Annotated in this window: 11 protein-coding genes and 4 pseudogenes; 13 read left to right on the forward strand and 2 right to left on the reverse strand. The window is 69.6% G+C overall.

What is annotated here, in order from left to right; translation table 11 throughout:
* The first annotated feature begins 1,636 nt into the window (after positions 1-1,636).
* Complete coding sequence (locus tag ACZ58N_RS36435) at positions 1,637-1,771, forward strand: hypothetical protein (RefSeq protein ID WP_471169149.1); 135 nt, start codon at positions 1,637-1,639, stop codon at positions 1,769-1,771.
* 290 nt (positions 1,772-2,061) lie between these two features.
* Positions 2,062-2,345 (forward strand): annotated as a pseudogene (locus ACZ58N_RS36440) (FAD-dependent monooxygenase); the annotation flags it as partial.
* A 217-nt stretch (positions 2,346-2,562) separates the two neighbouring features.
* Here ACZ58N_RS36440 and ACZ58N_RS36445 read toward each other — a convergent pair.
* Positions 2,563-2,843, reverse strand: a pseudogene (locus tag ACZ58N_RS36445) (transposase); the annotation flags it as partial.
* Between the two features lie 432 nt (positions 2,844-3,275).
* Between ACZ58N_RS36445 and ACZ58N_RS36450 the strand changes: the two are divergent.
* The 8 genes and pseudogenes from ACZ58N_RS36450 to ACZ58N_RS36485 all read left to right on the forward strand — a co-directional run bounded on the left by ACZ58N_RS36450 (position 3,276) and on the right by ACZ58N_RS36485 (position 11,997).
* Positions 3,276-4,748, forward strand: a complete 1,473-nt coding sequence (locus tag ACZ58N_RS36450; protein ID WP_471169152.1) for a xanthine dehydrogenase small subunit — start codon at positions 3,276-3,278, stop codon at positions 4,746-4,748.
* Entirely contained in the window at positions 4,745-7,156 is a 2,412-nt protein-coding gene (gene xdhB / locus ACZ58N_RS36455) for a xanthine dehydrogenase molybdopterin binding subunit (RefSeq protein WP_471169155.1), read from the forward strand. Before ACZ58N_RS36450 ends, xdhB begins: the two co-directional genes overlap by 4 nt.
* Position 7,157: 1 nt before the next feature.
* Complete coding sequence (gene xdhC / locus ACZ58N_RS36460) at positions 7,158-8,024, forward strand: xanthine dehydrogenase accessory protein XdhC (RefSeq protein ID WP_471169158.1); 867 nt, start codon at positions 7,158-7,160, stop codon at positions 8,022-8,024.
* 170 nt (positions 8,025-8,194) lie between these two features.
* Positions 8,195-8,694: pseudogene (locus ACZ58N_RS36465) on the forward strand (transposase); the annotation flags it as partial.
* Positions 8,695-8,911: 217 nt separating this feature from the next.
* Positions 8,912-9,178 carry an STAS domain-containing protein gene (locus ACZ58N_RS36470; protein WP_471169161.1) on the forward strand — a complete coding sequence of 89 codons (267 nt, stop codon included), beginning with the start codon at positions 8,912-8,914 and terminating at the stop codon, positions 9,176-9,178.
* 565 nt (positions 9,179-9,743) lie between these two features.
* Positions 9,744-10,496: an ATP-dependent DNA ligase gene (locus tag ACZ58N_RS36475; protein ID WP_471169164.1), complete on the forward strand. Its 753-nt coding sequence runs from the start codon at positions 9,744-9,746 to the stop codon at positions 10,494-10,496.
* 219 nt (positions 10,497-10,715) lie between these two features.
* Positions 10,716-11,549: a TSUP family transporter gene (locus tag ACZ58N_RS36480; RefSeq protein WP_471169166.1), complete on the forward strand. Its 834-nt coding sequence runs from the start codon at positions 10,716-10,718 to the stop codon at positions 11,547-11,549.
* Between the two features lie 58 nt (positions 11,550-11,607).
* Positions 11,608-11,997, forward strand: a complete 390-nt coding sequence (locus ACZ58N_RS36485) for a TOBE domain-containing protein (RefSeq protein WP_471169168.1) — start codon at positions 11,608-11,610, stop codon at positions 11,995-11,997.
* A gap of 187 nt (positions 11,998-12,184) precedes the next feature.
* Here ACZ58N_RS36485 and ACZ58N_RS36490 read toward each other — a convergent pair whose 3' ends face one another.
* Complete coding sequence (locus tag ACZ58N_RS36490) at positions 12,185-12,343, reverse strand: hypothetical protein (protein WP_471169171.1); 159 nt, start codon at positions 12,341-12,343, stop codon at positions 12,185-12,187.
* Between the two features lie 762 nt (positions 12,344-13,105).
* Here ACZ58N_RS36490 and ACZ58N_RS36495 point away from each other — a divergent pair.
* The 3 genes and pseudogenes from ACZ58N_RS36495 to ACZ58N_RS36505 all read left to right on the forward strand — a co-directional run.
* A pseudogene (locus tag ACZ58N_RS36495) lies at positions 13,106-13,231 on the forward strand (hypothetical protein); the annotation flags it as partial.
* Positions 13,232-14,202: 971 nt separating this feature from the next.
* Positions 14,203-14,703: a hypothetical protein gene (locus ACZ58N_RS36500; protein ID WP_471169174.1), complete on the forward strand. Its 501-nt coding sequence runs from the start codon at positions 14,203-14,205 to the stop codon at positions 14,701-14,703.
* A 1,143-nt stretch (positions 14,704-15,846) separates the two neighbouring features.
* Positions 15,847-16,233, forward strand: a complete 387-nt coding sequence (locus tag ACZ58N_RS36505) for a hypothetical protein (RefSeq protein WP_471169177.1) — start codon at positions 15,847-15,849, stop codon at positions 16,231-16,233.
* The last annotated feature ends 385 nt before the right edge of the window (positions 16,234-16,618 follow it).

The raw sequence follows: 16,618 nt of genomic DNA on the forward strand, positions 1-16,618 counted from the left end.
CGACCCCTTGACCGAATGGAGCCTGTCGTTCCAGAGGAACACCCACAGGTCCCCGCCACCTGCTGCACCCAGGCTCACGCGAGAGCAAGCAGAGGACCTTCTCACCCGTGCCGGCCTGTAGATGCACGGTTCTCCGGATCAGGCAGCCTGGACCGGATCGATCGTTGCTGGTCCGCGCTCGGGACGCACTCGCCGGGCACGTCCGCTCCTTCGCTCACGTGCTCACCCATTGCAGGGCCATCAGCTGCCGGCATGGGTCGAAGCCGCAACCGCCGCCGACCTGCCCATCCTCCAGCGATTCGCCCGAAACCTGGAGCGCGACCTGGACGTCGTCACAGCGGGACCCTCGCAGCAGTGGAACTCCGGAGTTCGACAGCGCGAGTACCACCGGCAGGACCTCGGCGAGCCGGCCCTGCTGCAGGCCCCGGTCGGGCCGGGACGCAGGGCGACGGGATCGAACCGCGCGGGTGGGCTGCTTTCCACGCCTGCCGTCACTGCGGGACCGACGGGACGCTGACCCGTAACTCCTTCGCGATGTTTGTACCGCCCGGCCTGACCGAGCATCACCGCTGCTTCCATCCGGATTTGCCTCTCCGCGGTCAGACCCCACTCAGCGGATACCTCATACACCCGGCACGCCGCGACGATCACCGGTCGTCAGCCCCTACGGCAACCCGCCTTCAAGGTCAGTAGCGGACTTCGCGCGTGGCTGTCCGGTCCGGTCGCGTTTTGCCGGTGATTAGGCGCTTTCTCGGATCATGTTCGGAGCCAGATGATGAGGGAAGGGCGCACCCTGAGATCCGTGCGGGGGTGTGGGGGCAACCCCTCGGGGTGGAGGGCGAGTTGCGTCAGGGGCGTCTGGCGTGACAGGCGTGCGTGCCGAACCACTGCCGGCCGGGCAGGCCGGTCACCCCACCGACACCGACGGCCGGGCGGGAGCCTCAGCCCTCCTCCGGGGCGAAGGAGGCCGACCGCGGGTGGTGGTGTTGTACTGCCCTCGCGTGGCAGGGGTCCGGGCGCAGCACCTGGTGGGCGTTGCCCGCAGCAGCAGACCGATCGGCATCGTGGCCGGGGCGACTTGGAAGGGCAGCGCCGGCTCGTCGACCCGATGTACGTGTACCCACCCGCGCCGATGGACCTCATCGGCCCTGTGACCACTGCCCGGGCATCGAGCGTGATCGCCGTGCACGGCTGTGACCAGGTACGTGGAGCCGACAAGGATAAGTAGGAGTACTCAGGTGGCGCGGCACGGCAGCTTCGAGACTGGCACCAGAACGAACGAAGCGGAACAGGACGGGGAACGTGATGGTGCGGCGCTGGTCGAAGCCCGAGATGTGGGTGCCCGGGGGATATCTGGCGCTGGTGGTCGCGATGCTGGTCCACGTCGCGGTCGTCAACCGGACCGGGGACATCGGGTTTTCGGAGTCTGGCCGATCCTGGCCACCGCGCCGGTCAGCCTGCTCCTGCTGAGCAGCTTCGGACCCGCTGCGGCCGCCCTGGACGAGCCGGCCCCGGTCGAGGGGCCCGTCTACGAAGGCGCGCAGCCGCCCACGAAGCTGCCCGCGGATTACCCCTCGGAGTCGGACCTGCTCCCTGCGGGCCGGGTGGCACCTCGTCCATCGACAGCAAGCTCGACATGTGGTCCGAAGTCGGCTTCTACGGTGCGGTCCTGGTCAGCGCCCTCGTCAACGGCGCCGCGATTTGGGCCCTGCTCCGCTGCGTGGCGTGCCGGCGCGAAGCCGGCAGTACGCGGGTCCAGGGCAGTGTCTGACGGCTCCTTGCTGAGCTCGCGGAGTGGATGACGATGGATGCGTTGGTCAGGATTCCTTGAAATCTTGATCCAAGTGCCATCGCCGGAGCTGACGCAGCCGCTCGACGCGCCGTGGCTCGCGGAGTAGGGGTCAGGCGGTGGAAGGGTTGCCGCCTCATTGTCATGATCAATTCATGGCGTGGGAGAGGTCTTCCGGCAAGGCCCCCGCCTACCGCAGAATCAGGCGATCGAAGCCCGGACCTGCGGATACGAACACTGTGACCATTACCGGCGGTGGCCCCACTGGTCAGATGTTGGCCGCCGAGCTGCGATTGGCCGGGGTGCGGACGGTCGTCCTGGAGAAGCTGACCGTACCGACCGGCGAGTCCCGCGGACGCGGATTCCACGTCCGTACCGTCGAGATCATGGCCCAACGAGGCTTGCTGGACCGGTTCCTCGCGTTCGACGAGCCACTCGCCCTCGGCGACTTCGGCGGCCTCCCCGAGCTCCGCCCCAGGGCTTTGGACCCCGCGCACCCCTTCGGTCTCGCCACCCCGCAGCCGTCACCGAACGACCGCTGAACGAGCGGGCCGTGTGAGGGGTGACCAGTGCACGATACCGGTGGCGGGGTTACCGGTCCGCACCGTCATGTCGCTGCCGACGGACCCCCGCCACCGCGTTGACCCCATCGGTGTGGCCTGTAAGGGGCTCCCGCTGCTCGGTGACCTCGACGACCAAGCCTCCGTGACCCATGACGCATCCACCGTTCTCACGTTTGTCCGCCACAGCCAAGTGCAACGAGTGCCATCAGCGTCGAGCACATGCAGGGCCAACCGCCGTTTCACGGTGTGCGACCGCGGGTGGGACGCGGGTGAACGTCCTGCGATCGTCGTCCGCTGCCCCACGACCGAGACAGGAAGAACCTCCACCGGAGCGGGCATGAGACGGTGCCGGTAGCCGCATGGACGCTGACCGCGACCTGGCCGTTGGCGCACCTACCCAGGGCTCCGCAGTACCGCGGAGCCCCTGCGACCGACATTCGTCCGTCCTTGGGCAGCGATATGTCCTCGATCGCCCAGGCCTTCGGGTCGATGACCGGACAGCCTCTCGATCCATCGGACCGGGCTTCGGGCCGCGTCCGCCGGCGGCCCGGATCGGGGCGGACCCGAATGCTCTGCGCACGGCGGCTTGACCGATGGACCTGCGGCAACGTAATTTCGAGCCGACCGGCCCGTGAACTGATGGAGGAGGCGAAGTCGGATGTCGATCATCTCCGAATTGCACCGCCCCGCCCATCAGGTCGCCTGGACTCCGGGTCTCGTAGCACACGGCTGCTGAACAGCCCTCTTCTCCGGCGTGTCCTTCCGTGACCCCGGTACCTTTCGATTTCTCACACCGCCTGCGGCACGTCGTCGTGTGCCGAGTCGCACCCGGATTTCCCCCGGGCTGCGCCAGCGAAATAGAAAGCCCATGAAATGGCCATTGGCAAAATCAGCTCGACCAGGCGCGGAAATGAGGATGTGCCATGGTAGCGGCGCGGATCACCGTCAACGGGAAAGAGACACCGCTTTCCCCGGCTGCACCCCACACCAGTGTGCTCGATCTCCTGCGCGAGCGTGGCCTCACCGGCACCAAGGAGGGCTGCGCCGAGGGTGAGTGCGGCGCCTGCTCGGTCCTGGTGGCCCGTCCCGGCGTGAACAAGCCCACCGACTGGGTGGCCGTCAACGCATGTCTGGTGCCGGCCGCGGCACTGGACGGCCAGGAGATCATCACCTCCGAAGGTCTCGCCACGGTCGGCGAACCCGGTACTCGGCCCACGCTGCACCCGGTACAGGAGGAGATGGCGGTCCGCGGCGGTTCCCAGTGCGGTTACTGCACCCCCGGGTTCGTCTGCAGCATGGCCTCCGAGTACTACCGGCCCGACCGCTGCGCACACGGCGGGTCCGCCGACACCGGCGACGCCCACGACGCCGAGCACGGTCCGAACGGCTTCGATCTGCACTCGCTGAGCGGCAACCTGTGCCGCTGCACCGGCTACCGCCCGATCCGCGACGCCGCCTTCGCTGTCGGTGAGCCCACCGAGGACGACCCGCTGGCGCAGCGTCGCGAGCAGGACCCGCCCGCGCCGGTCGCCACCGAGTACACGCAGGACGGCGCCACGTTCCTGCGGAGGGACACCCTGGCCGAAACGCTGCAGCTGCTGCGCGAGCGACCCGATGCGGTCGTGGTCGCCGGCTCCACCGACTACGGCGTCGAGGTGAACATCCGCTCCCGTCGGGCGGAATGCGTGGTCGCCATCGAACGGCTGCCCGAACTCCGTGAGCTGCGCGTCGAATCCGACCACATCGAGATCGGGGCGGCGATCACGCTCACCGAGATCGAACGCCGCCTCGACGGCGATGTCCCGCTGCTGGCCGAGCTGTTCCCGCAGTTCGCCTCCCGACTCATCCGCAACAGCGGCACCCTCGGCGGCAATCTGGGTACCGGCTCGCCCATCGGTGACAGCCCGCCGGTCCTGCTCGCTCTGGAGGCGTCGTTGGTGCTCGCCGATGCCGACGGTGAGCGCGTCGTCCCGCTCGCCGAGTACTTCACCGGCTACCGGCAGAGCGTGCGCCGCCCCGACGAGCTGATCCGCGCCGTGCGCATCCCGCTGCCGCTGTCGCCCGTCACGGCCTTCCACAAGATTGCCAAGCGGCGCTTCGACGACATTTCCAGCGTGGCGATCGGATTCGCGCTCGACATCGAGGGCGGAATCGTCCGCAAGGCACGGATCGGTCTGGGCGGCGTGGCCGCCACCCCGATCCGCGCCCTCGCCACCGAAGCCGCCCTGGAGGGCAGGACGTGGTCGGCGGAGACGGTCCACGCCGCGGCCCGGGTGCTGCGGGGTGAGGGTACGCCGATGAGCGATCACCGTGCCAGCTCCGTCTACCGTTCCGCGATGCTCGGCCAGAGCCTGTTGAAGCTGTACGCGCAAACCACCGAGGCGGTGTCTTCATGAGCCATTTGTCCGAGCGTCCCGAGAAGCCGGTGGTCGGCCTCTCCATGCCGCACGAGAGTGCCGTACTGCACGTCACCGGCGCCGCCCTCTACACCGATGACCTGGTGTACCGCACCAAGGACACGCTGCACGCCCATCCCGTCCAGGTCATGAAGACCCGGGGCAGGATCACCGCGCTGCGCACCGAGCCCGCGCTCGCCGTGCCGGGTGTGGTCCGCGTACTGACCGTCGCCGACGTGCCCGGTGTCAACGACGCCGGTATGAAGCACGACGAGCCGCTCTTCCCCGACGAGGTCATGTTCCACGGCCACGCGGTCGCCTGGGTGCTCGGTGAGACCCTGGAGGCGGCTCGGCTCGGTGCGGCGGCCGTCGAGGTGGAACTCGACGAACTGCCCTCCATCATGACGCTGAAGGAAGCGATCGAGACCGAAAGCTTCCACGGCGCCCGGCCCCTGATGGTGACCGGCGACATCGACGCCGGCTTCGTCGACTCCGCGCACGTGTTCAGCGGTGAGTTCCAGTTCTCCGACCAGGAGCACTTCTACCTGGAGACGCACGCCGCGCTGGCCTACATCGACGAGGCCGAGCAGGTGTTCATCCAGAGCAGTACCCAGCACCCCTCGGAGACGCAGGAGATCGTCGCGCACGTCCTCGGTCTGCACAGCCACGAGGTGACCGTGCAGTGCCTGCGGATGGGTGGCGGATTCGGCGGCAAGGAGATGCAGCCGCACGGCTTCGCGGCCATCGCCGCGCTCGGCGCCAAACTGACCGGTCGGCCGGTCCGGGTGCGGCTCAACCGCACCCAGGACCTCACCATGTCCGGCAAGCGACACGGCTTCCACGCCGAGTGGAAGATCGGCTTCGACGCCGACGGACGGATCCAGGCGCTGGATGCCACGCTCACCTCGGACGGCGGCTGGAGCCTGGACCTGTCCGAGCCTGTGACAGCCCGTGCGCTGTGCCACATCGACAACACGTACTGGATTCCCAACGCGCGGGTCGCCGGTCGCATCGCCCGGACCAACAAGGTCTCCAACACCGCCTTCCGCGGCTTCGGCGGTCCGCAGGGCATGCTGGTGATCGAGGACATCCTGGGCCGGGTCGCGCCGCTGCTCGGCCTGGACCCGATGGAGCTGCGCAAGCGCAACTTCTACCAGCCGGGTCTCGGCCAGGCGACGCCGTACGGCCAGCCGGTCCCGCAGGCGGAACGGATCGCCGCGGTCTGGCAGCAGGTCGAGAACGACGGCGGGATCGCCGACCGAAAGCGCGAGATCGCGGCGTTCAACGCCGCGCACCCGCACACCAAGCGGGCGCTCGCGATCACCGGCATCAAGTTCGGCATCTCGTTCAACCTCACGGCCTTCAACCAGGCCGGCGCGCTGGTGCTGATCTACAAGGACGGCTCCGTCCTGATCAACCACGGCGGCACCGAGATGGGCCAAGGCCTGCACACCAAGATGCTGCAGGTGGCCGCGACCACGCTGGGCATCCCGCTGCACAAGGTGCGACTGGCGCCCACGCGGACCGACAAGGTGCCCAACACGTCGGCCACCGCCGCCAGTTCCGGGACGGACCTCAACGGTGGCGCGGTGAAGAACGCGTGCGAGCAGTTGCGCGCGCGGCTGCTGCAGGTGGCCGCCGGCCGGCTCGGTTCGAACGCCTCGGACGTGCGCATCGTCGACGGTGTCGCCCGCACCCTGGGCAGTGACAAGGAGCTGGCCTGGGACGACCTGGTGAGCACCGCGTACTTCCAACGCGTGCAGCTGTCGGCGTCCGGCTACTACCGGACCGAGGGCCTGTACTGGGACGCGAAGAGCTTCCGAGGCTCCCCGTTCAAGTACTTCTCGTACGGCGCCGCCGCAGCAGAGGTCGAGGTCGACGGTTTCACCGGCGCGTACCGCATCCGCCGGGTGGACATCGTGCACGACGTCGGCGACAGCCTGTCCCCGATGATCGACATCGGTCAGGTCGAGGGCGGTTTCGTCCAGGGCGCGGGCTGGCTGACGCTGGAGGACATGCGTTGGGACACCAGCGACGGGCCGAACCGCGGCCGGCTGCTGACCCAGGCCGCGAGCACCTACAAGCTGCCGAGCTTCTCGGAGATGCCCGAGGAGTTCAACGTCACGCTGATGGAGAACGCCACCGAAGAAGGCGCGGTGTACGGGTCCAAGGCCGTCGGCGAGCCTCCTCTGATGCTGGCGTTCTGCGTGCGCGAGGCGCTGCGCCAGGCCGCTGCGTCGTTCGGTCCCGCCGGGGTCAGCGTGGAGCTCGCCTCCCCCGCGACGCCCGAGGCGGTCTTCTGGGCGATCGAGTCGGTCCGCGAGAAGGCGGAGGTGGGGAGCGGCGACGGCCAGGCTCCGGATGACAGCGGGATCCGTACCGACACAAGCACTTTGAGCAATGCCTGACATGACCTGGATCGCAGCGGTCACGCGGTTGCGAGCGCGCCGGGAGCCCGGCGTGCTCGTCACCGTCGCGACCGTGCGCGGCCATGCCCCCCGCAGGGCCGGTGCCAAGCTCGTCGTGGGACGCACCGAGACCTGGGGTTCGATCGGAGGCGGCAACATCGAGGCCGTCGCCATCGATCGGGCCCGCCGGCTCAACGTCGAGCCCGACCCGCAGCCGGAAGTGATGGAGTTCGCCCTCAACGACAAGGTCGTCGGACCCCACGGGGTGCAGTGCTGCGGCGGCGCCGTCAGCCTGCTCCTCGAACCGCTGCCGGTGGTCCAGGCGGTGGCCGTCTTCGGCGTCGGGCACGTCGGACTGGAGCTGGCCCGCATCCTGGCCCGCCACAACCTCGATCTGCACCTGATCGACACCCGGTCCGACATGCTCACCGACGAACGGCTGAGTGTGCTCTCGGACGCGCTGGCGCAGATCCAGGTGCACCACACGCCGCTACTTCCGGAGGAGGTGCTCGCGAAGCTGCCGCCCGGCGCGCACGTCCTGATCATGACCCATGATCACGCCGAGGACGCCGCACTGTGCGACGCCGCCTTGCGCACGCCTGGCCTCGGCTCGATCGGATTGATCGGCTCAGCCGCCAAGTGGATGCGGTTCCGCAAGCGCCTGGCCACCGAGGGCGGTCACGACGACGCCACCATCGATCGGATCAAGTCTCCGATCGGGATGACCGAGATCACCGGCAAGGAGCCGGCCACGATCGCGGTGAGCGTGGCGGCGGACCTGCTGCGGACCTTCGAGCAGGACCGCACCGGGGCGGTACCGGACCGGGGCGGTACCGGACCCGGTGGCCGAGGCGCCCGTGGCCCCTGAGGTGTCGGAGGTACCTGAGGGGCCTGTCACCCGGGAGGTCGAGGTCCGCGCCGCCGCAAGGACCTCCGCGGCCCCCAAGGTCCGCGACGTCCGCGGACGCTCCGGCATCCGTTAGTACTGCAAGGGTCTGTACGGTCAACGGTGGATCTTCGAACAGGAAGTGACACCTGATGACAGACGTGACCGTGTCGGCGGAGGCCGTGGCGGAAGTACGGCCGTCCGTGCTGGCGCCGGACGTTCTGGATGACCAGCTGATCGGCCAGCTGGTGGACCGGGCCAATGCTGACGGCATCAAGCTGACCGGGCAGGGTGGTCTGCTGCAGCAGCTGACGAAGCGGATCCTCGAGTCGGCTCTGGAAGGCGAGATCACCGACCACCTCGGGCACGAGAAGCATGAGAAGGCGGGATCGGGCAACACCCGCAACGGCACAAGGTCCATGACGGTGGTGACCGAGGTGGGCCCGGTCGTCCTCGAAGTCCCGCGGGACCGGGAGGGCAGCTTCGAGCCGCAGATCGTCAAGAAGCGGCAGCGCCGGCTGACCTCGACGAGATGGTCCTGTCTCTCTCGGCCCGCGGGCTCATCCATGGCGAGATCTCCGCCCACCTCGCGGAGGTCTACGGCGCCGAGGTCTCCAAGACGACCATCTCCACAATCACCGACAAGGTGATCGACGGCATGGTCGAACTGGAGGGCCCCACCGTCGTGACGGGTGCCACTCAAACTTGGCTGACACTGATCAAAGTTCGATGCCACACGACACCTGGGCGCGGGGTCCGGTCCAGGGGTTTCCCACGCCCGGGTGTGGTGTAGACGTACGTTCGGGTAAGAGCAGGTGTTGATGAGGGGAGATGGTGGTGGAGGCGCCCAGGGGGACGGTGCGTGCCGGGTGGTCTGCTCGGGAGAGTTCGATCTCGACTCGGTCGGTTTGCTGGCGGATGTCTGCGACGGTGAGGCCGCCGGTGCCGAGCTCCTGGTCGTGGACGTGGCGCGGGTGTTGTTCGCGGACTCGGCGTTCCTCGGGGTGCTGGTGCGTCTGCGGAACACCCGCCGGATGGTGCTCGCGGGGCCGATGCCGGTCCAACTGCGGAAGCTGTTGGACATGACGGGCGTCCTAGCCCTGTTCGAGATCCATGAGGGAACCGGGCCGGCCTGACCGGTGGGCGGCGGATGGGTGTTGATCCGGCGGTGGGTGTCCGGACAGGGCCCCACCGCCGGTGGCCGCGCCGGCGGGGTGCGGCGGACACTGGCCGTGCGACAGGCGGGCAACGCATGCCCGGGTGTGTAGGTCACGGTTGGCCCTACGGCCCGTTGACGGCCGCACCCCGTGCGCGTGCCGGGGCGCGGCGTCATCCGTCCGCTACGGCCGGCGAGGCACCGGGGGTGCGGGCGTGTGAGGCTGCGGGTGGGAACCGGCGATGACGACGGACAGCCCACGCAGGGGCCCGGCCGGTGCCCGTAGTCACGCCGGCCGGGTTCTGCCACGAGCGGGACCCGACGGCACCCGCGTCCCGGTGCCGGCGCGCGGACGGTCGGGCCCGCATCGGTGCGACGGTCGGGAGGGCTGCGGGGATGGTGTTGCGGCCACCGGTGGAGCCGATGTTGGCGCAGGCCGCCGAGTCCATCCCGCCCACGCGTCCGGGCGCCGCGGTGGCCTATGAGCAGAAGTTCGACGGGCACCGGATGCTCGTCTTCACCCGGACGGCCCGAACGGTCGGGTGGTGCTCCAGACCCGCCGCGGCGCCCTGGTCCAGGCGGCGTTCCCCGACCTGGTCGCGGCGGCCGAGCAACTCCCATACGTCCTGGTCCTGGACGGCGAGGTCGTGGTGTGGGACCCGCAGGTCGGCGCCCTGTCGTTCGAGGGGTTGCAGCGACGGGCCGCCGCACGCGCCCGCACCACCCCCACCCTCGCCGCCCGTCTACCCGCGCACTACGTGGCCTTCGACCTCCTTCAGCAGGACGGCACCGAGCTGCTCACGTTGCCCCAGCGGGAACGACGTCGGCGTCTTGAGGTGCTGTTCGCGGCCCGTTCCCTGACCGCCCCGTGGGCGTTGTGCCCGGGCTGGACCAAGGTCCGCCGCCGCGACAGCACCGAAGCGATCATCGGCGCCATCACCGGCACCCTGACCCGCCCGCAGCTCCTGGTCCTCGGCCGCCACGACACCACCGGCCGACTCCGCACGGTCGGCCGCACCGCGACCCTGCGCCCGGACCAGGCCCGCCAGGTCGCCGAGCACCTGACGCCGGCCGCCCCCGGGCACCCGTGGGCGGGCGCCCGGTTCGTGGCAGCGTGGGGGCGCCGTGACGTCCTGGACGTCACGGCGGTGCGGCCGGAGGTGGTGGCGGAGATCAGCACCGATCGGTCCGTCGACCACAGCGGCGTCTACCGCCACCCCCTCCGGTTCCTCCGGCTCCGCCTGGACGTGAGCGTTGAGGACGTGCCCCGGTTCGGGGAGCGGTCGGCCGCCGGCTGAGAGCCCCGGGCCGAAGTCCGCCCGAGTCCAACCTTCACCCTCCATGCCAAGGCGGGCCCGCGGTTGCCGATCAGGCCCCTCTCTTGAAGGGCGAGTCGGGTGGGCGTATTGCCGTCTGGTGGTGTGGCGGGTTGGTGAACTCTCGTGCCGGTGGGTGGGCCGGTGGTGGGGGTGGTCAGATACTGATCGTTTCGACGCGTGGGAGAGGAGGGGTGCGGGGTGGATTGGTGGTCGGGGGTGTTGGGGTTCGGTGCGGGGTTGGTGATCGCGGTGGTGACGGCTCCGGTGGGGGTCTCCGGCGCGGTGTTCCTGCTCCCCGTCCAATTGAGTGTGTTGGGGGTGCCGAATCCGGCGGTGACACCGACCAACCTTCTCTACAACGTGGTCGCCGGGCCGGGTGCTCTGTGGCGTCACCATCGCACCGGCCGGCTCGGTGGGCCGTTGACCGGTCTGTTGATCGCGGGCACCGTCCCCGGCGTCATTCTCGGCGCGATCGTCCGGGTGTTCGCCCTGCCCGGCCCGACGGTCTTCCGGCTCCTGGTCGCCGCCTTCCTGTTGCCGCTCGGACTGTGGCTGATCGCGCGCACCCTGCGCCCGACCCGCCCGACGGCACGAACAGGGACGGGGACAGGGGTGGCGTCGGGCTCTGGATCCGGGGTGGGGGTGCCGGGTCGGCGTGCGATCGGGGTGTTGGCGTTGGTGGTCGGAACGGTGGGTGGGGTCTACGGGATCGGTGGTGGTTCCCTGTTGGGTCCGATCCTGGTGGGGCGGGGGATGCCGGTGGCGAAGGTGGCGCCGGCCGCTCTCGCCGCGACGTTCTGCACCTCCGTGGTCGGCGCCGCCACCTACGGAATCCTCGCCCTGTCGGCGTCCGGTTCGATCGCCCCCGACTGGTTCCTGGGCATCTGCTGCGGCCTGGGCGGCCTGCTGGGCGGATACCTCGGGGCCCGGCTCGGTCCGCGGCTGCCGGAAACGGTGTTGCGGTTGATGTTGGGTGGCATGGCGGCGGCGGTCGGGGGCCTGTACGCGGTGCAGGCCACGACCGGCCTGTAATCCCCGCCGGCCGGGCGGGTGGGCGCGGGGATGCTCACGGGTCTCGTAGGCTCGCGGGGTGCGCATGTACATGATCGGTGAGGCCGCCGACATCCTGGGAACCTCGATCGACACCGCCCGCCGTTGGGCCGACGCCGGGCGTTTCGTGTCGACGACGGTGAACAAGAACCGGGTGGTGGCCGGCTCGGACCTGGCCGCGTTCTGCGTCGAACTCGCCCGCAAACGGCAGGAGGAGATGCCGGGACTTGTCTCGGCACGCAACGCGTTGCCGGGGCTGATCACCGCGATCACGCTCGGGGACGTCTCCGCGCGGGTCGAGATCCAGGCGGGCCCGCACCGCATCGTGTCCCTGGTGACCCGGGAAGCCGTCGAGGACCTTGGCCTGGAGATCGGCGACACGGTCACCGCCCGCGTGAAATCCACCGACGTCTTCATCGACGCCCTCTGACCCCGACCGACCAGGCCATCCGGCCCCGCTCGCGGAGCCGGATACGGCAAGGACGACGTGGCAGAGGGTTCGGGCACTCCGGGCGGTTCCTTGTGCCGGGGGTCGGGGGTCGGGGGTGGGTTTGGGTACTCCTTCGGGGGAGGGTGGGCCAGCCCCTGCGGGACTGCGGTCAGCGGACGATTTGGACTCAGAAGTGTCGGTCGAGGGCGGCGTGGAAGGCGGCGTACATCTCCAGCAGGCGCGCGGCGGCCAGGGGTGCGGCGTCGATGATGTCGCTCCAGCCGTAGGAGGCGGGGAGGTGACGGGCGGCGGTCTTAGTGTCCTCGTGGTCGTCGGTGAGGAACATGCTGCGGTTGCCGCCGCCGGACTCGGCGGGGTACCCAGCACCACAGGAGAGCCCACGGCGGCTTCGCCTGGAACCAGTAGTTGCACGCAGTATGCAACAAGGTGCGCCGAAGCCGTCGGCAGGACAGAGGCTCCGCGACCGACGCCGGAGCGACGCCCGTCCACGAGTCGACGGTGGAGGGGCCCGTGGGGCCAGGCTCTTTCGCCAGGGGAGGGGCAGTTCCTGTCCGGTTGGGATTTCCGTGTCCGCTCAGGAGAACCTCAGATCCGGATAACGATTCGGTCACCGGGTCCCGGGATTCGGCGACCGACCGGCTGTCGAGTGATCCACATCACTAAAGGATGGGTAAAGGGCGTGCTAAGAATGCCCAACTCCGTTTCTCGTCCACCCTCGCCGATGAACGGATCGCCGGTGCGCACCGGCTGTTGCACGGCCACGGGTGGTCATGGTCCGAGTCCGCGGATCGGAGCGCCCCTGGGTTGCCGACCGGACATCGGCGTTCGCTCATGCCCTCCCCACCGGCGCGACCGGGGAGATCTGCGTCCGCTCCGACGCCGCCTTCGAGGGCTACTCGAAGAACCTCGAGCTCACCGCGGAAGTACTGCGCGATGGCTGGGTCCACACCGGCGACCTCGGCCACCTGGACGAGCACGGATACCTGAGCGTCGTCGACCGGATCAAGGACATGATCCCGGTCGTCGGCGGACACGCGTACACCACCGAACTTGAGGACCACCTCAACACCCACCCCGCCGTACGACAATCAGCCGTCTACGGGTCAGGGGCGACGGCGGCCACGAACACGTCCACGCCACGGTCGTCACCGACCCCACCGCACCCGTCACCGAGGACGAACTCCGTACCTGGGTCCAGGAAGGCCGGGGGCCGATGTACGAACCCGACCACGTGTACTTCGTCGACACGCTTCCCCTCACCGATGCGGGCAAGCCCGACAAGAAGCTCCTGCGAGCCGCCGCGCTCACTGACCGCACCTGACCAGAACTCAGGATTGCGTGTCAGCCCGACGCCTATAGCACGGGGCTGGATGTGAATGGGGGTGGTTGTGGCACCGGATGAGTGGCAGCCGGGAAGGATCGGCTGTTCATGCTCAGGCTGCGCGGCAGTCGTGATCATGGCTGCCACGTTGACCAAGCTGCTGCCGGCAGGCGCCAATCGCGGGGATGCGTGGCTGCCATGGGCGTGCCTGTTCTCGGGTGGAGCCGGCGCGGGGGGCGGCGCCTTGCCTCCGACCGCGTGCGTCGTGGTCTTCCTGCCGATGGTGGCCGCGGCGCTGGTGAGGGCGTGGGGCGCGACCCGCCCGGGCTTTGTGACGCATGCCGAAAATGAATGGGTTGCGAGCGGACCCGTCGCTTGGCTTGCTGCGATGACGACACCGCATCCGGTCTCCGTGGTGGACCCCATCCAGGGCCTGAGCGTCGTTCCCGCGCCGCTTCGCGTGTTCGACGGGAACCCGCTGCCCAACCTCACCGTCGCGCTCCCGCATGCCGAGGGCGCCAGTCTTTGCGACCTCGGCGATGCCACGGGCCGTACTCCCGAGGAACTCGTCCTGGTCGCCGTACGGATGCTGCTCCACCGGGAACGCGCCCGTGTCCGCGCCCTGTCCGCCGGGCTCGCGGAACAGCACGCGTCGCTTCTGCGCCGGCTGGGCGAGGACGCGGCAGCGGGCGCGGACCCCGTAACGGCACCGCAACCCGGGCCCGGCGGGCAGCCCGAGGGCGCCGACCAGGACCCGCGCCACCAGAGTCCTGCCATCGCCGCACCCGCCGCCGCTCACGTGGACGGCTCGGCTGTCGTCCCGCCCGGCGCCCCCGCCCCCGCCCCCGCTCCTGCTCCTGCCGATGCGGCCCCCGCTGATCTCGACCGTCGAGCCGTCCGTCATCTCACCGTCACCGAGGTCTTCGACCTCGCGTTGTCCGCCCGCCCGCCCGCCCGCCCGCCCGCCCGCCCGCCCGCCCGCCCGCCCGCCCGCCCGCCCGGTCCCGGACGGGCGGGTCCGGCTGCGCGGGCGTCAGCTGCTGGTCTCGGCGGTGCACCGACAGCGGTACCAGGACCATTACCGAACTCTGCACGAGCAGGCGGCCGCGCTGATGGACGCGCTCCTGGCGAACAGGCCCCTGCGGGCGGGCAACAAGGGCATGGCGTGGCTCGCCGTCGCGACCTTCCTCGCCGCGAACGGGACGGACCTCGCCGACGTGGACCAGGACGTGGCGCACGACCTGGTCATGGACGTCGCCGCCGACCGCGACCTCGATCCGTCGTCGATCGCCGAACGGCTCCACACCCTGTGCCGCGGGCGCGGCCCTGTCCCGACGAGATCACGTGGGGTGAGTGCCTCTTGAGCTCTCCGGGAACGCTGCCCAGACGGTGACCGGGCCCTGGCCGTGCCACAGGGCGAGCTGAGGCGCGGACGCCGTCGTGCGCGCCCCCAGGCCGTAGAGCTGCGCGTCGCCGTCCAGAGAACAGGCTGCGACCGACGGCCCGTCATGACCGGCCGTCCGCCACTCCCGGGCGGTCTGCGCCAGCAGATCCCGGTCGGCAGCAGTACCAGGACCCGGCCGTCCCGGGCCAGTTGGAGCGCGGCGGCCGCTGCGATGAACGTCTTCCCGGTCCCGCACGCGGTCACCACGGTCGCCCTCAGGCCCGCCTTCGGGATCCGCTTCCCGGGTGTAGCTGAGGGAGAGGGTGGTCGCGGTACCGGTGGTTCGGTGTGCTGGGGTGTTGCAGGTTGGTGTGAGAACGGTTTTGCAGCGTCAGAAGCGGCTTGACCTGCGGTTGTTGTGGGTTTGGTTGGGGAAGTGCCGGGTGTTGCAGATGGCGTCTGGGTCTAAAGGACCGAGGCTCATTTCGCGTTTTCAGGCGTTTGCACAGGTCAGGGGGGGGTGTGCGGCGGGTCGGGGTGCGGGTTCGGGTCTGGTTGTACTGCTGGTATTTTGCGCCCTGACAGAGCACTGCTGGCAGCCCACAACAGCCCCACTCCGCTGCCAGCCAGGCCCGCGGAGCGGGCCCGCCCAACGGGCCGCAGCGCCGCCCCTCGTGAAACGAGGTCACCTCCCGTGCGCAGCACGTGATGGGCGTCGTGGTTTGTGCACCGGCTGGTGACGGCGGTTTGCACCTGGCTATGGCCCGTTGCGCTGGTCCGACATCGGGGGCATGTCGTTCGCCTGGTGCAGTTTCGCGTCGTTTCGTTGGTAAGGGCTGTCCCGTAATTCCCGGCGGGCGCACGACGCCGGCTACGGCACCTCGCCGCGTTGTCGGAACGCCCGAATACGCCCGGTATGAGGGTGCTCCTCCGCCTTGCGAGGCACCGCATCCGACGCCGTGCGCCGATCCACCGGGGATTACGGGACAGCCCTTAGGTGGCGCCTGTGTAGGTCGTGTTGTCGGACTGAGTGCGGCTGCGCAGGTTGGTTGAGCACGATACAGTTTCACTACGGGGAGCCAGTGGCTACATTTTCGGGATGCTACACAGTACATCTCACCTGATGTGTCGCATCGACTGTACCGCCACGCGGTGCCCGCTCTGGCTGGGCTTCGTTCATGCGACCCCGATGGATCATGGTGGGCTGGTGTGCCTGATCATGGAGGCGGTCATCAGGGTGATGTCCGGGTTTGTGGTTGGGGTGGGGACGTTGTTGGACGGGGTCGAGCTGTGGCTGCGGAAGGTTTTGGGGCCTTTGTTCCTGGGATTGATCGCGTGTGAGACAGCGGTGACCAGTGAGGATTGGTGGCTTCCGTTCCGGCTACTGGCTGTGCTCTGTGCCCTGGCGGCGTTCTGGGAGGGCGGTAAGGAGACCTGGAAGTTGTTGCGCAGCAAGGAGTCGACCAAGGTGCAGTTGGATCGTCTGGAAGCTGAGGCGTTGGGGAAGTAGGGACCGGTCGCTTACCGCCGACCGTTCCGGGTGATCCGGTCCGCTCGTTCGGGGGAGTCCACCGACCACCGCTCGACCAAGGCCGACCCCGCTTTCACTGCTGCGGCCGGGCCTGCTGTTCGGGCGTGTCCTGGAGGGCGGAGCCGGAAGGGCCTGGGGTGGGAGTGGAGCGGACACCCCAACGGGCCGAAGGCCCGGACCCCGTGAAACGGGGTCACCTCGCCCGGCGAAGCCGGGCGTTGGGGACCGGGCGTAGCCCCGGTCCCCAACCGGTCCCAAGCGAAGCGCGGGACACCGGCCCGAAGGGCCGGCCACGGCCCGGCGAAGCCGGGCCCGTCGAGCGCAGCGAGGCGGTTCCTTTCCCAGGCGCGCAGCGCCTGGGGTC

The organism is Streptomyces sp. NPDC040432, assembly GCF_055595445.1.

Bases quoted from the DNA above. Each gene is read 5' to 3' on its own strand.
- ACZ58N_RS36450 (WP_471169152.1), top strand. From the start codon at position 3,276: ATGGTAGCGGCGCGGATCACCGTCAACGGGAAAGAGACACCGCTTTCC.
- ACZ58N_RS36500 (WP_471169174.1), top strand. From the start codon at position 14,203: ATGCGGCCCCCGCTGATCTCGACCGTCGAGCCGTCCGTCATCTCACCG.
- xdhC (WP_471169158.1), top strand. From the start codon at position 7,158: ATGACCTGGATCGCAGCGGTCACGCGGTTGCGAGCGCGCCGGGAGCCC.
- ACZ58N_RS36435 (WP_471169149.1), top strand. From the start codon at position 1,637: ATGTGGTCCGAAGTCGGCTTCTACGGTGCGGTCCTGGTCAGCGCCCTC.
- xdhB (WP_471169155.1), top strand. From the start codon at position 4,745: ATGAGCCATTTGTCCGAGCGTCCCGAGAAGCCGGTGGTCGGCCTCTCC.
- ACZ58N_RS36505 (WP_471169177.1), top strand. From the start codon at position 15,847: ATGTGTCGCATCGACTGTACCGCCACGCGGTGCCCGCTCTGGCTGGGC.
- ACZ58N_RS36490 (WP_471169171.1), bottom strand. From the start codon at position 12,343: ATGTTCCTCACCGACGACCACGAGGACACTAAGACCGCCGCCCGTCAC.